The following is a 12,752-nucleotide window of genomic DNA, read 5'->3' as shown; positions in this document are numbered from 1 at the left end:
CGCATGGCCGCGAACGAAAGCCATTATACGCTACCGCTGCCCGCCTTCGACAAGCCCGTGAAGCTTCTGATCGTGGTGGCGCCCTATTACCGCGATATCGCCGACAACCTGATCGCAGGCGCGAAGGATACGGCGGCCAAGGCAGGGGCGAGCGTCGAAGTGATCGAGGTGCCCGGCGCGCTGGAAGTGCCGACCGCCATCGGCATGGCCTTCCGCATGGCTGACTATGACGGGTTCGTCGCTCTGGGCTGCGTGATCCGGGGCGAAACCACGCACTACGATACGGTCTGCAATGACTCGTCGCGCGGCATCACGATGCTCGGCCTTTCCGGCGCCTGTGTCGGCAACGGCATCCTGACGGTCGAGAACCGCGAACAGGCCGAGGTCAGGGCCGATCCCAATGGCCAGAACAAGGGCGGAGGCGCCGCAGCGGCGGCCTTGCATCTCATCGCACTTTCCCGCAAATGGGCGCGCCAGACCAAGGGCATGGGCTTCAAGCCTGCCGATTGAGTCCGCCTATCGAGAGAACCATGACCGACGACGACGCGCCCCGCAAACCGACGCTGGAAGAAAAGCGGCAGATGAAATCCGCCGCCCGGCTTTATGCAGTTCAGGCGCTGTTCCAGATGGAGGCGGCGAGCCAGACCGTCGACAAGGTGCGCCGCGAGTTCGAAACCCACCGGTTCGGCGCGACCATCGAGGGTGACGAATTTGTCGAGGGCGATACCCATCTTTTCCGCCAAATCATCGAAGAGGCGGTGAACTGGCAGGCGAAGATCGACCAGATGACCGACCGGGCTTTGGTGGCCAAATGGCCGATCGACCGGATCGACCCGGTCTTGCGGGCGCTGTTCCGGGCAGCGGGCGCAGAGCTTCAGCAACCCGCGACGCCGCCGCGCGTGGTGATCACCGAGTATGTCGACGTGGCGCACGCCTTCTTCCCCGACGGACGCGAGCCGAAATTCGTCAATGCGGTTCTGGACCATATGGCGCGCGAGGCACGCCCCGACGCGTTCTGAAAACCCGGGATCGCTCATCGTCGCCTGCGGCGCTCTTCGCTTGGCACGATGGCCCTCTTGAGCCTAGTCTGACAAACACAGTCACCGACGGGAAGTCGCCATGCCGCTTGTCGCCCAGATGCTGATCGCCGCCATCGCCGCGCTGCATCTCTACATCCTTTGGCTCGAGATGTTCGCCTGGGAAAGCCGTGGACCGAAGATCTTCCGCTCGTTCCCGAAGGGCCTGTTCGCACCGACAAAGGTGATGGCGGCCAATCAGGGCCTCTATAACGGCTTCCTCGCGGCCGGTCTTATCTGGTCGCTGATCGCGACCGAGGCGATGGCCCGCCCGCTCGCAAGCTTCTTCCTCGGTTGCGTGTTCGTCGCCGGTCTTTTCGGCGCGCTCACCGCCTCGCGCCGCATCCTCTATGTGCAGGCACTGCCTGCCGCGCTGGCGCTCGCGGCACTGTGGCTGGGCTGACGGACGGGGTAGGGCGCCTGCGTCACTCTGCCTCTGGCGCGTGCGTCCCCAAGCATTAGATTGGCGTCGGAGGGTCCAGAAATGCCCGAACTTGTCCGCCTGTACATCCGCCATGTGTTCATTGGCTTGCTGCTTGGCGCGGCCTTCACGGCCCTTCTTCTGTGGCTGAACGTTGCCAATCTGTGGCATCTGGTGACGGCCACGCGCGAGGGGCCGCTCGCTGTCGTGATGCTGGTCGTCTTCAACACCATCGTCTTTTCGGGCGTGCAGTTCGCCTATGCCGTGATGCAGATGGCAGAAAAACCGGGCAGGGGCGGCGGTACCCGGGCGCCCGCCGTCGCGCCTGAACCGGCGCCGGTCACGGTGCGGCAGACAAGTGGCGGGAACCGCAGCGACCGTGCCGGCGTGAATTTCCCGAGAGCCTGACTAGTCAGGTGGGAGCCAGATACCTGGGCCAGGACCCAGGCAGAGCCAGCCCCCTCGGAAAAGATTATCGGCCACTGGAAAAGGGCCGGATACGAGAAGAGCAGAACCCGCCACCGCGCAATCTATGCGGCGCTGATGGCGCCTTCAAGACACGGCGAGGGGTCTTGACGGAATGTTCGTCTTTCGTTCATGTTTGCGCATGCTCCAGGACCTAATGCCCGGCCAGATTCTCGCGCGCGGTGTGTGCCGCCATCTCCTGTCGCACGGGTTCGCGACGGTGGAGGAACTGGTGCCAGCTCCGGGCCTCAGGGTTGATGTGATGGCGCTTGGGCCGAAGGGCGAGGTCTGGATCGTTGAATGCAAATCCTCGCGCGCCGATTTCACCTCGGACCGAAAATGGCGCAATTACCTCGAATGGGCCGACCGGTTCTTCTGGGCGGTCGACGCCGATTTCCCTGTCGACCTCTTCCCCGAGGGGGCGGGACTGATCATTGCCGATGGCTATGATGCCGAGATCCTGCGGCTGGGCCCCGAGGCGCCGCTACCGGGCGCGCGCCGCAAGGTGGTGCTGACCAAATTCGCGCGTCATGCCGCGCTGAGGCTGCAATCCTATCGCGATCCGGGGGTGACGTCAGAAGGAATCACCGCCGCTTAGGCTTGCCTTTGCCTGTGCTGCCCGCGCGCATCTCCCGCGCGGCTTCGGCCGCCGCCCGCAACTCCTCGGCGATTTCCTCTGCCTCTTCGGGGTCGAAGTCGAGCGGTAACTCGAACCCGTCCGCCTCGACATAGATGCGGACCATGCCCAGATCGGTCGGTCCGATCTGCAAGTTCGCAGCGATTTCGCTTTCCTTATTGATGCCCATCTCGGCCTCCGGATGTTCAGTGCCGGTTCTGGCGGAAGAATGCGAGAAATCCAAGCCTTAACCTCAAGCCGCGTTTCCGAGCCGCGAGCTGTCGACATCGCCTGTGGATAAGTCAAGCGCGGCTGACACATATCGCGGCGGGTCCGCCCGTGTGCGCGTCAGAGCTTCACAAGATATAGGTTTCAGGTCTGCCGAATCGCGCAAAATGGGCGCGCAATAAAATTTTCCTTGACTAAGCGGATTTCCGCGCATGACAATCTGTCGCAGGTCAGATCATGACCTGAATAACAGAGCAGGAAGGAAATCAGGATGTTGGACAATGCAAGATCCGTCATCAGAACCCTGACGGAACTCGGAATCGGCCTTCTGGCGCTGGCCATCGTGGCCTCGCTTCTCGTTGGTCCGGCGAACATGTCGTTCCTTGGTGACGTGGTCGGCAATATCACCAACCTCGTGAAGGAACTCGGCGGTGCCGGTCTTGCCGGGTTGATCTCGCTCGGCGTCGTTCTCTGGCTGATGGACAAGCGCTAGGGCCGTCACGGCTACACAGAAACGGGCCGCCCCCGGCAGGAGGACGAAGGATGGACGCGCTTCTCGACGCACTCGGCCTGGTCAAACGCCTGTGCCTCGCGGTTGCAGAAGCGGGCTATGCGCTCGTCGCGCTTCTGATCCTTCTCTATCTCCTGCTGGGGGCGGATGCCGGCCCCTATGTCGGCTCGGTCATGGTCAACCTGTCGCTTCTGATTGACGCAGTCGGCCAACAGACATTGGTCGCCATCGCGATCGTCTTCGCGCTCGGCCTCGCCCTGCGTCGGCGCATCAACTGACGGTCGCCGGTCGCCTCCGAAGCGCCGATTTTCCAGTTGACCCTCGCCGTCAAACCTCCTAATTCCACGCCCGAGTGCCGCCTTAGCTCAGTTGGTTAGAGCACCAGATTGTGGATCTGGGGGTCCCCCGTTCGAGCCGGGGAGGCGGTACCATTAAATCAGTGACTTGGATGGTGGTTCGGGCGCCGGATTGCGCGATAGTCTCCCATTCATCACATTCGAGCGTGTCGATATCTTTCGTGCTCGAGTTTGGGTAAGCGCCTTCAGCGCGAGACGACGGCGTTTGACGCGGTGGTCTGCGGAAGCTGACGCAGACAGACAAATGATTGAAAGTCCACGTGTCGCCCGTTCCATTCCGGCTCTGGGCACGACTTCACCTTCTCGTCGCAGGACACAAGTCAGGTAGATCCGGCGAAAGGGGCGCTTCGCCCATTACACGATTGTGGCGACACCGCCGTGGGAATACGAGAAAGCGTAGCACTACTCGTTCCCTGGTGTTTGATGAGGGCCGGGGAACCGTGTGAATACCTGCTGTGTGCCCTCTGCGCCGCGCGAACGCCGCGCCGACTGTCGGTTGCCTCTATCAGGTTCATCCCCGGGAGCGGGCCTCCTGGAATAGGAAGTTTCTGCAGATCTCGGCCGTGCATATGTCAAGGCCGACCGTCCCTGCGGCGCGCTTTCGGGCACCGAGGCTATTGTCGGACGATAGTCTATTACCCAAATACCCGCGCCCAGAAGAAAGATGGTATAGGAATAGATGGTCGCCCAAACGTGGACAGTGATGAGCGTAAAGGTGAGGCCGCACATCGTCACGACCCAGGCAAAACGAAACACAGAAGCTACCTTGTCTGCGTCGAGATTCTTTAGCGAGATAGCAATCAATGCATATGCATAACCGGCGGCAAGCAACAAGAACCCTGGAATGCCGTACTTCATCGCGTTGACGAGCCAAAAATTATCAACACTTCCACGAAGCATGTAGCCAGGTCTGATCCAGCTTCTTAGGCCAAGGCCGAAAATAGGGTTGTTCCAGACATTGTACATACCCCACTCATTGATGATCGACCTGTAGTAGGCTGTCTGCGCATCGAAAGTAGCATAGCTCATGAAGACCTTCATCGGTGTCCTATTCGATAGAAGGTCAACAGCCACATACGCCAAAACAAAGGAAGAAATGAGCAATATCCATCTCTTGGGAACATTTCGGAACACGAGTGCCCAGCCGATCAATGCGCATTGAGCCAGTACGGCCAGGACCGCGCCGCTGGACAGCGACAGCATGACCGCTGCAAACACCAGCCCGCAAAAAAGCAATCTGGTAATTATTCCAAGATTGCTGGCGACGACATAGAATGTGAGGGCAAATGCCGTAGAAGAATACAGCCCATAGTGAATTGGATGCTCGAAGATGTTCTGCACACGCTCGAGCCCAAGTCGTTTCGCATTCGATACGTCCGGAACTGAACTTAGGCCGGGGATGCGGGATATCGCCTCCGCGATAACCGGTTTGCCGGAGAAGAGCTCCGACACGCCGAACGGGATCAATATCAAGACAGACAAGAAGATGTAGGTGCAGGCGATCTTGAACGACTGAGGGTCGCGGATGCTTGCTCTGGCAACCAGATATCCGCCGAGAAATTCGACCGCTGTCGAACCGACATTTTCGACAACACGGTTCGGGTTATTCACGGCGATGGCGACGATTGCCCATAGGATGTGCAGCGTCATGAGGACGTCAGCAGCGTTCACACGGCCATATTTGCCGCTGAAAAGATTCACAAGCAGGACGGGAACGACAAACAGGAGGTAAACCCGGAGCGGCGAAAGCGCCACCGTCCCGATCGAGAACTTGATCGGAAGCAGCAGAAGGAGCATATAGCAGAGCACCAAGCCGACAGCAGGCTTGGCCATGGCTTGACCGCCAGGAACCGGAGCGCTGGTGATGCCAGTGTCGGCCATGCTCAGACTTCTAGATCGCATTGGTACTCCGGCTTGCTGCCTTGCAGCGCGCGCTCTGACGCCGACAAGAATTCCTCCGGGCCGGTCAACGGCCGTCGAAGCTGCTCTACGATGGCGCATGGTGCCATCAAGTTCCAGCCGAATGTGATGCAGAGCGACCGGATTTCGGGGCAATCCGCGCTATCATCGTAGCAGTGGTTCGCGGCGGTCAACAATGGCGGCCGCCCTTTCACTTCGAAGGCCCAGCTATGGTAGCTGCGCGATGCGGTGCAGGCGCCGTGGCGTCCACTTTGTGGTTGCCCGACAGGCTTCACCCGACGAAAGGATGCAGCTATACAGACCATCGGATCTTGGTCTGGGTGTCGGGTGACCTCTGTCGCTGGCATCCTTCGATGAGACGCTTGTCCGGAAGGCAAATGACCAAGAGGTTCCGCTGCGCGATGCGCACGGAGGGCGGTGTAGGCTAACGGTTCTATCAGGGCTTCGGGAGCGCAAGATTGATCAGAGAGCAGCTTTCTGGGGGGCCCACGTCACCTGGCGTCGGTACGGTGGTGGTAACCTACAACTCCTCTTCCGAGATTGTTGATTGTATCAGAAGTGTTTTATCGACAGCAGGACATGCGCTATCGATACTGGTTGTCGACAACAATTCGACAGACCGCTCGGTTGAAACCCTTTTAGAGTGGTTCGTGGGAGACAAAACCTTCGAAGCGCTGCCGATATCGTTGGCTGAGAAAGATGCCGCTGAAAGAATGGGCTGCCGCGTGGTCGCAAAGGCCAGAAGTAACGCGCATGAGATTGCGCTGCTGCGAACCGATGCAAACCGTGGGTTTGCCGGCGGCGTTAATGTCGGATTGACTTGGCTGGAGCGCGACAAAGCAATCGAATATTATTGGATTCTGAATCCGGACTGTGTTGCCGACAGCCGCTGTGTGACTAACCTGCTCACTTGCGCCAGCAAGAGCGAAAAGTTTGGTATCGCAGGCGGACGGGTGTACTATGCCGGGGCGGATCGCGTTATTCAATCAGACGGCGGCGTTGTTAATATGTGGACGGGCTTATGCAAGCCCCATAACCACAAGAAGGCAGAGTCGGACGCCGAGGATCCGAGCGATATGCGGATCGATTACATTTCGGGCGCCCATATGCTGGTATCCCGTGCATTCGTAGATGCAGTCGGGCACATGCCTGAGCAGTATTTTCTGTACTATGAGGAGGTGGACTGGTGTCTGCGGAGGGGCGAGTTCACGATCCACTACTGCCCTGACGCGCCGGTCTACCATTCAGCCGGTCACTCTGCGGGGTCCGGCAATTCCGAGCAGCGTCAATCACCCCTGTCAGCGTATTTCATGGCACGGAGCAGGGTGATTTTCGTCGCGGGATTTCGACCTTGGGCGGTGCCCGTCGCCATCGCCTACGCTGTTCTGAAGGCGGTGAGGGGACTGCTCAGGGGTGAGACGCGTGCTTCGGCTGCGGCCCTGCGGGGAACTTTCGGTCTGGGCCCGGACGGGGTGACCATGGAACGGCTGCGCGGGTCGACATTTCCCTTACGCTCAGGCCGGAAATGACGGCTGAAAAATCAGATCACGGGGTGTCGCGCCGGTATGAAATCGCAATTTTCGCACGACAATAACTTCAATCTGATAAGGATGGTTGCGGCCATCTGCGTGCTGATTTCTCATGCCTACCCAATAGCACTCGGGCCCGGTGCGGTCGAACCGCTGGAACATGAAACGGGTTTCTCGTTGGGAACGATCGCCGTATTTGTATTCTTTACCGCCTCCGGATTTCTGATATCTGCCAGCTATGTGAACAGAAGCTCCATCCTAAGCTTCTGCAAGGCCCGCATATTCAGGATATATCCTGGCCTGGTGATCTCCAATATTGTCGTTGTTTTCATCTTGGGGCTGATCTTCACCTCTCTGCCTTTGGCGGAGTATTTCGCCGCACCTGACACATGGATGTTCTTAGCCAGGAACACGGTTCTGCTGTCACCGATGTACGAGTTGCCAGGTGTCTTCGACCAAAGCCCATACCATGCGATCGTTGGCTCTATCTGGACTATTTTCTATGAGATTGCTTGTTATGTCCTTGTCGCTATTGTCGGCTGGATGGGCTTTCTGAAGCGCCGGTCGAGCGCCGTGGCGGTCTCGCTGGCCTGGATGCTTTTCGCGACAGCCTATGTGGTGTCGGATGTCCATACGATCTACCAGATCGACAAATTCATGGAGCTCTCTGTCTCATTCGCGTGGGGCATTTTCATCTGGTCGGTATGGGATGTGCTCGGAGCGCGTTATGTGGGGGCTCTTGCACTCTTACTTATCGCGGTGATGATACTACTTGGAACGTCAAATGTATTGCTCCTGTACCCGGCTATCGCTTTCGTAACGATTGCGCTCGCATTCTTGCCGTCAAGGTTTCTCGGGCTCTATAACCGCCTGGGCGATTACTCGTATGGCTTCTATCTTTATGCGTTTCCGATTCAGGGCGCTGTGGTGGCTGTGGCTGCGGGTATTGATCCGGTAGGCTGCATGATCTGGGCCGCACCCATCACACTCGCGATCTCAGTGATTTCCTGGCGCCTGATCGAACGACCTTTCATCGTCCGCAAGACCGTTGGGTCCTGAGTTAACAAATCTCGCCGATATTACGCGACTGAGATGACTCATCCTGCAATGACTTGTGCCTTTCGGTTCGCGGTGAGACGCGGCGTTCGGGGCGCTAAGCCGAAATTGGCCGAAAATCAGCCACTTAAGGAATGATTGAAAAAATATTGGATGGTCGATTGGAGCGGGCGAGGCGATTCGAACGCCCGACCCTAACCTTGGCAAGGTTATGCTCTACCCCTGAGCTACGCCCGCACTCCGTGGGCGGCGTGCTACTGCAACGGCCGGCGAATGACAAGGGTCATTCTGCGGGTGGCGCTTGGCCGTTGGCGCGAGGTTCGGGCGCCGGCACGGTTTACGTCGGCCACTCTGCTGTGCGCGGTCCGAAACGGACATGAGTTTTCGAGGCTCAAACAAGCAATATCCCGATGGTTGGGTAACTAATTCTACCGGTGCTCGGCCGTAACCCACGGAAGGAGAAATTTCCGTGGCGAGAACGGATTAGGTAAGCCGACAGTTTCATGGGCTGTGTGCTCCACTTTGTGTCGCACTTGGCAGCCATGGGGCTTAAGTCACTGATTTAGAAGGATATGGAGGCGGGTACCGGAATCGAACCGGTCTTCACGGATTTGCAATCCGGCAAGAAAAACAGAGAAATCAATGCGCCTTCGTTTCAACGAAGGCCCCGACAAACCGTGAACCTTCCGCGAAAGTTTCAACCGGCGGTTTGAGCCCTGAAAACGAAAACCCCGGCGCGCTGGCGGGCGCTGCCGGGGGTATTGCCAAACCTTCCATCGCGACCAGCGTTGAAAAGTCCTGCGCCGATTATAGCGCGGGACTGAGGCCATGACCATGGCTTTCAATCATAGGGGCTTCACCGAAGCCGAGGCGGTCGCCCAGGCCGAGGCGGATATGTGGCGCCGCCGTAATCGCGCCGCGACGGCCGCAATCGACCATTGGTTCGCCGATCTTGGCTTGCCGGAAACGCGGCAGCGCTGCGAGGGCGCATGGCTGGCCATGAGCAACTGGCCGGGCGATCTTCTGGTCTACTGGGACGAGGCCGACGAGGCCGCAGCGATCAAGGAAGGGCGTGGCCCCACTCATACCATTCCGCCGCACCATCGCGGCAACGTGGTCGCGGAGTGCGGGGAGATACTGGCGAACGTCATGGAGCGGCACTTCCTGCAGCCGCTTGAGCTGATCGCGCTCGCCAAGGGCTTCGACAAATCAGACGCCAAGGAGCGGGCATGGTCCTGGCTTCGGCATCGGATTGACTTCACCGGATGGGATGAGCCGCTGGACATGATACTGCCGAAGCCGTCGCCCTTCATTTCGGCATCGAGCTTCAAGGCGCGGCCTGTGCCAGCACGCGAATGGGTCGTGGAGGCTCTTGTTCCGGATCGCACCGTCACGCTGCTGACCGGCGACGGCGGCACGGGCAAATCGCTTCTTGCAATGCAGCTTGCCGTTGCCGTTGCCTCGGGCACGCGCTGGATCGGCAGGCAGGCCGATGAGGGCGCCGTGATATATCTCTCTGCGGAAGATGACATGGCCGAGCTGCACAGGCGCCTGGACGGCATCCTGCGCGGCGCTGGCCTGACCTTCGATGACGTTGATAGCCTGCACTTGCGCTCGACCGTGGGGGAGGGCGCCCTGCTGGCAGAACGCGGCCGTGTAGGCTTCAAGCCGACCGAGCTGGCACGCCAGATTGAGGAATTCGCGAGTGACCGTTACACGCGCCTGATCGTTCTGGACACGCTGGCGAACCTGTTCCCCGGCGACGAAAACGATCGCGCACAGGTCACGCAATTTGTGGACATCGTGAAGGGCATCGCCCTTCGCTGTGACTGCGCCGCGATGGTGCTAGCCCACCCTTCCAAAAGCGCGATGGAGAGCGGCGACGGCTATTCAGGGAGCACCGCCTGGAACGGTGCGGTGCGCTCGCGCCTGTTCTTCAAGCGGGTCGTGGTGGACGGATACGAGGCCGACCCGGATGCGCGCGTTCTGCGCACGATGAAGGCCAACTATGGCCCTGTGGGCGGTGAGATCGGCCTGACCTATTGCGACGGCGCCTTTGTGCCCGAGGCTAGCGAAACAACGCTTGATCGCATGGCGGGTGCAGCCAAGGCGGAGCGGGTCTTCCTTAAGCTCCTGCGCATGTTTGCCGAGCAAGGACGGCGCATGAACCATGCCGGTGGCCCGACCTATGCGCCGAAGGTCTTTTCCGAGCATCCCGATAGCGAGGGCATGACCAAGAGGGCCTTGCGCGCAGCCATGGAGAGCCTGCTGGCATCGGGCAAGATCACGGTAGTCGAGGCCGGTCCAGCCTCCAAGCGTAGGACCTACTTGGAGGTGGCGGAATGACGTTCCAACCCCCTTCCAACCCCATTTTCCAACCTGTTCCAACCCCCATCCCACCCCCCCTTCCAACCCCCTTCCAACGGTGGGGGAGTATATACCCCATACCCCATAGGGGTACGCCCCCCCGTGGGGCGGGGGGCGTACCCTTGAGAGTGGACGCGCTAGGTTGCGCCGAGGTGGGCATAGGCATGGGGGTACACCTATACCCCACCCCTACCCAAGGGGAGGGGGAGAGGGGGAGCGCCCGCACTCGCGAACGTGAAAATGAAATTCGATTTGCGTTGATCGAGTTTGGCGTAATCGAACGAGCGACGATCTGGTGCCAATGCCCGGCCCTCTGGGTGGGGGGGCTTTTCGGGGGGGCGGGGTTCTCCTGTCTCTCTCCCGAAAAATTCCGGGGGGCAAAATGACCGCTGAGACCGTCATTGCCTTCCTCGAAACCTTGCGCATCCCCGAGGGTCCGAAGGCTGGTGAGCCGCTGGTACTGGCCGATTATCAGCGCCGGTTCGTCCGGGGTGCGATGGCGGATCGCATCATGGTGGCCTGCCTCTCGATCGGCCGCGGCAACGCCAAGACCGCTCTGGCGTCTGGCATCGGGCTCGGGGCGGTCATGGGGGTCTGGGATGCCCAGCCCCGGCGGGAGATCATCCTTGCCGCCCGGAACCGTGATCAGGCGAAGATAGCGTTCAACTTCGTCCTCGGCTTCATTGACGGGCTCGGTGAGGATGAACGCGAGTTGTTCACCATCCGCCGGGGCTCGCGACTAGAGGTAGAATACGAGGCGAACGGAGGCGGTCTGCTACGGGCAATCGCCGCGGATGGCCGCTCGATACTCGGCGGTGCGCCGACGCTCGCGATCCTCGATGAGCGGGCCGCATGGGAGCGCGAGAAGGGCGATACGCTCGAAAACGCGATCCTGTCGGGCCTCGGCAAGCGGGACGGCAGGGCGCTGATCATTTCAACGTCCGCGCCCGACGACGCCAACACGTTCTCCCGATGGCTCGATGAGCCGCCGCCAGGCACCTACGTTCAGGAGCACCGGCCCGCTTTCGGTCTGCCTGCCGACGATCTGGAAAGCCTTCTGGTGGCGAACCCCGGCGCGGCAGAGGGCATCGGTGCGAGTGCCGAGTGGCTGGTGGCCCAGGCGAGGCGAGCGATCGCGCGGGGCGGGGCGGCACTGGCGAGCTTCCGCAACCTCAACCGCAATGAGCGCGTGAGCACGGAAGACCGGTCGGTTCTGATCACGGTGGACGAATGGCTTTCGGCCGAAGTCGCGCCGGATGATCTGCCTCAGCGGGCCGGGCCGTGCATTCTCGGCGTGGACCTCGGCGGCTCGCGGTCCATGTCAGCGGCCGCGTTCTACTGGCCCGAGACGGGGCGCCTCGAATGTCTCGGCACCTTCCCCGCCGTGCCCGGTCTTGCCGATCGTGGCGCGGCGGATGGCGTCGGTGGGCGGTATGTCGAGATGAATGACCGGGGCGAACTTTCGGTCATGGGCGAAAACACGGTGCCGCCTGGCCCGTGGATTGCCGAACTGGCGCGGCGGCTCGAAGGCGAGCAACTGGCCTGTGTTGTCGGCGACCGCTTCCGACACGCCGAGTTTCTGGAAGCCATGGCAAAGGCCGCGCTGCGCGTGCCGTTCGTGTGGCGGGGCTTTGGCTGGAAGGATGGCAGCGAGGATATAGAACGGTTCCGGCGCGCGCTCTTTGACGGGCAGGTGAAGGCCGCTCCGTCGCTGTTGCTGCGCTCGGCCTTCTCCGATGCGATCACGCTGGTGGACCCGGCCGGAAATCACAAGCTGGCCAAAGCCCGAAGCCTGGGCCGGATCGATGCGGCTGCGGCTGCGGTGCTCGCCGTTGCCGAAGGCCAGCGGCGTATCGCGGTGCCCGCCAAGTCGGGGAGGGCGCCAGTATGGGCGTGAACCGCTGGACCCGACATTCCGCGCCGATCATACGCACCAAGCGCTGGAAGCGGCTTCGCTATGAGGCACTGCGCCGTGACGGCTTCGCCTGCGTCTCTTGTGGGGCGCGGGGCAGGCTTGAGGTTGATCACCGGGAGCCTGTGCGCACCGCGCCCGAGAGGTCATTCGACCTGACAAATCTTCAGAGTTTGTGCGTGGCCTGCCACGCCCGAAAGACCCGCGCCGAGATCGGCATGGGAGAAACCGACCCCGCCCGCATGGCGTGGAAAACCCTGGTCCGAAAAACGGGCCGAGAAACTGAGCAGTGAAA

General features: G+C 60.7%; 13 protein-coding genes, 2 tRNA genes and 1 other RNA gene. 12 read left to right on the top strand and 4 right to left on the bottom strand.

Annotated elements, in window-relative coordinates:
* Positions 1-3: 3 nt before the first annotated feature.
* The 3 genes from OU426_RS04160 (at position 4) to OU426_RS04150 (ending at position 1,479) form a co-directional block, all read left to right on the top strand.
* Positions 4-510 (top strand): 6,7-dimethyl-8-ribityllumazine synthase, encoded by a 507-nt coding sequence (locus tag OU426_RS04160; RefSeq protein ID WP_267632583.1) that lies wholly within the window; start codon positions 4-6, stop codon positions 508-510.
* Between the two features lie 20 nt (positions 511-530).
* Entirely contained in the window at positions 531-1,019 is a 489-nt protein-coding gene (nusB, locus tag OU426_RS04155) for a transcription antitermination factor NusB (RefSeq protein ID WP_267632582.1), read from the top strand.
* A gap of 100 nt (positions 1,020-1,119) precedes the next feature.
* The gene (locus OU426_RS04150) at positions 1,120-1,479 is read left to right on the top strand and encodes a DUF1304 domain-containing protein (protein ID WP_267632581.1); all 360 of its coding nucleotides are present in this window, start codon (positions 1,120-1,122) and stop codon (positions 1,477-1,479) included.
* A 379-nt stretch (positions 1,480-1,858) separates the two neighbouring features.
* On the opposite strand, the gene ssrS is transcribed toward OU426_RS04150, so the two are convergent.
* A non-coding RNA gene (gene ssrS, locus OU426_RS18175) (6S RNA) lies at positions 1,859-2,015 on the bottom strand.
* 104 nt (positions 2,016-2,119) lie between these two features.
* On the opposite strand from ssrS, the gene OU426_RS04140 reads away from it, so the two are divergent.
* Complete coding sequence (locus tag OU426_RS04140; protein WP_267632579.1) at positions 2,120-2,560, top strand: MmcB family DNA repair protein; 441 nt, start codon at positions 2,120-2,122, stop codon at positions 2,558-2,560.
* Here OU426_RS04140 and OU426_RS04135 read toward each other — a convergent pair.
* Positions 2,547-2,768 carry a DUF6324 family protein gene (locus OU426_RS04135; protein WP_267632578.1) on the bottom strand — a complete coding sequence of 74 codons (222 nt, stop codon included), beginning with the start codon at positions 2,766-2,768 and terminating at the stop codon, positions 2,547-2,549. The two genes, OU426_RS04140 and OU426_RS04135, sit on opposite strands and share 14 nt — an antisense overlap.
* Before the next feature lie 309 nt (positions 2,769-3,077).
* Between OU426_RS04135 and OU426_RS04130 the strand changes: the two genes are divergently transcribed.
* From OU426_RS04130 to OU426_RS04120, 3 genes are all read left to right on the top strand, one after another.
* Complete coding sequence (locus tag OU426_RS04130; protein WP_267632577.1) at positions 3,078-3,299, top strand: hypothetical protein; 222 nt, start codon at positions 3,078-3,080, stop codon at positions 3,297-3,299.
* 50 nt (positions 3,300-3,349) lie between these two features.
* The gene (locus OU426_RS04125) at positions 3,350-3,595 is read left to right on the top strand and encodes a hypothetical protein (RefSeq protein WP_267632576.1); all 246 of its coding nucleotides are present in this window, start codon (positions 3,350-3,352) and stop codon (positions 3,593-3,595) included.
* Positions 3,596-3,671: 76 nt separating this feature from the next.
* Positions 3,672-3,748 (top strand) — tRNA-His (locus OU426_RS04120).
* A gap of 327 nt (positions 3,749-4,075) precedes the next feature.
* Here the strand turns inward: OU426_RS04120 and OU426_RS04115 are convergent.
* Positions 4,076-5,554: an O-antigen ligase family protein gene (locus OU426_RS04115; RefSeq protein ID WP_267632575.1), complete on the bottom strand. Its 1,479-nt coding sequence runs from the start codon at positions 5,552-5,554 to the stop codon at positions 4,076-4,078.
* A gap of 497 nt (positions 5,555-6,051) precedes the next feature.
* Between OU426_RS04115 and OU426_RS04110 the strand changes: the two genes are divergently transcribed.
* Both OU426_RS04110 and OU426_RS04105 read left to right on the top strand, forming a co-directional pair.
* Positions 6,052-7,122, top strand: coding sequence for a glycosyltransferase family 2 protein (locus OU426_RS04110; protein WP_267632574.1), 1,071 nt, complete (start codon positions 6,052-6,054; stop codon positions 7,120-7,122).
* Positions 7,123-7,158: 36 nt separating this feature from the next.
* A complete protein-coding gene (locus OU426_RS04105) occupies positions 7,159-8,181 on the top strand; it encodes an acyltransferase family protein (protein WP_267632573.1) in 1,023 nt (340 codons plus the stop codon).
* Between the two features lie 159 nt (positions 8,182-8,340).
* Here the strand turns inward: OU426_RS04105 and OU426_RS04100 are convergent.
* Positions 8,341-8,415 (bottom strand) — tRNA-Gly (locus OU426_RS04100).
* A 591-nt stretch (positions 8,416-9,006) separates the two neighbouring features.
* Between OU426_RS04100 and OU426_RS04095 the strand changes: the two genes are divergently transcribed.
* From OU426_RS04095 to OU426_RS04085, 3 genes are all read left to right on the top strand, one after another.
* Positions 9,007-10,524: an AAA family ATPase gene (locus OU426_RS04095; protein ID WP_267632572.1), complete on the top strand. Its 1,518-nt coding sequence runs from the start codon at positions 9,007-9,009 to the stop codon at positions 10,522-10,524.
* Between the two features lie 403 nt (positions 10,525-10,927).
* The gene (locus OU426_RS04090) at positions 10,928-12,442 is read left to right on the top strand and encodes a terminase large subunit domain-containing protein (RefSeq protein ID WP_267632570.1); all 1,515 of its coding nucleotides are present in this window, start codon (positions 10,928-10,930) and stop codon (positions 12,440-12,442) included.
* A complete protein-coding gene (locus OU426_RS04085) occupies positions 12,433-12,750 on the top strand; it encodes an HNH endonuclease (RefSeq protein ID WP_267632569.1) in 318 nt (105 codons plus the stop codon). The genes OU426_RS04090 and OU426_RS04085 overlap by 10 nt, the downstream gene beginning before the upstream one ends.
* Positions 12,751-12,752 lie beyond the last annotated feature (2 nt).

Source organism: Frigidibacter sp. RF13 (genome assembly GCF_026626305.1).
GTDB lineage: Bacteria > Pseudomonadota > Alphaproteobacteria > Rhodobacterales > Rhodobacteraceae > TMP-24.
This window is presented reverse-complemented; position numbering and strand designations above follow the sequence as displayed.

Coding starts and splice junctions, on each gene's coding strand:
- OU426_RS04095 (WP_267632572.1), top strand. CDS start 9,007: ATGACCATGGCTTTCAATCATAGGGGCTTCACCGAAGCCGAGGCGGTC.
- OU426_RS04140 (WP_267632579.1), top strand. CDS start 2,120: ATGCCCGGCCAGATTCTCGCGCGCGGTGTGTGCCGCCATCTCCTGTCG.
- OU426_RS04090 (WP_267632570.1), top strand. CDS start 10,928: ATGACCGCTGAGACCGTCATTGCCTTCCTCGAAACCTTGCGCATCCCC.
- OU426_RS04105 (WP_267632573.1), top strand. CDS start 7,159: ATGAAATCGCAATTTTCGCACGACAATAACTTCAATCTGATAAGGATG.
- OU426_RS04115 (WP_267632575.1), bottom strand. CDS start 5,554: ATGGCCGACACTGGCATCACCAGCGCTCCGGTTCCTGGCGGTCAAGCC.
- nusB (WP_267632582.1), top strand. CDS start 531: ATGACCGACGACGACGCGCCCCGCAAACCGACGCTGGAAGAAAAGCGG.
- OU426_RS04135 (WP_267632578.1), bottom strand. CDS start 2,768: ATGGGCATCAATAAGGAAAGCGAAATCGCTGCGAACTTGCAGATCGGA.
- OU426_RS04125 (WP_267632576.1), top strand. CDS start 3,350: ATGGACGCGCTTCTCGACGCACTCGGCCTGGTCAAACGCCTGTGCCTC.
- OU426_RS04085 (WP_267632569.1), top strand. CDS start 12,433: ATGGGCGTGAACCGCTGGACCCGACATTCCGCGCCGATCATACGCACC.
- OU426_RS04130 (WP_267632577.1), top strand. CDS start 3,078: ATGTTGGACAATGCAAGATCCGTCATCAGAACCCTGACGGAACTCGGA.
- OU426_RS04150 (WP_267632581.1), top strand. CDS start 1,120: ATGCCGCTTGTCGCCCAGATGCTGATCGCCGCCATCGCCGCGCTGCAT.
- OU426_RS04160 (WP_267632583.1), top strand. CDS start 4: ATGGCCGCGAACGAAAGCCATTATACGCTACCGCTGCCCGCCTTCGAC.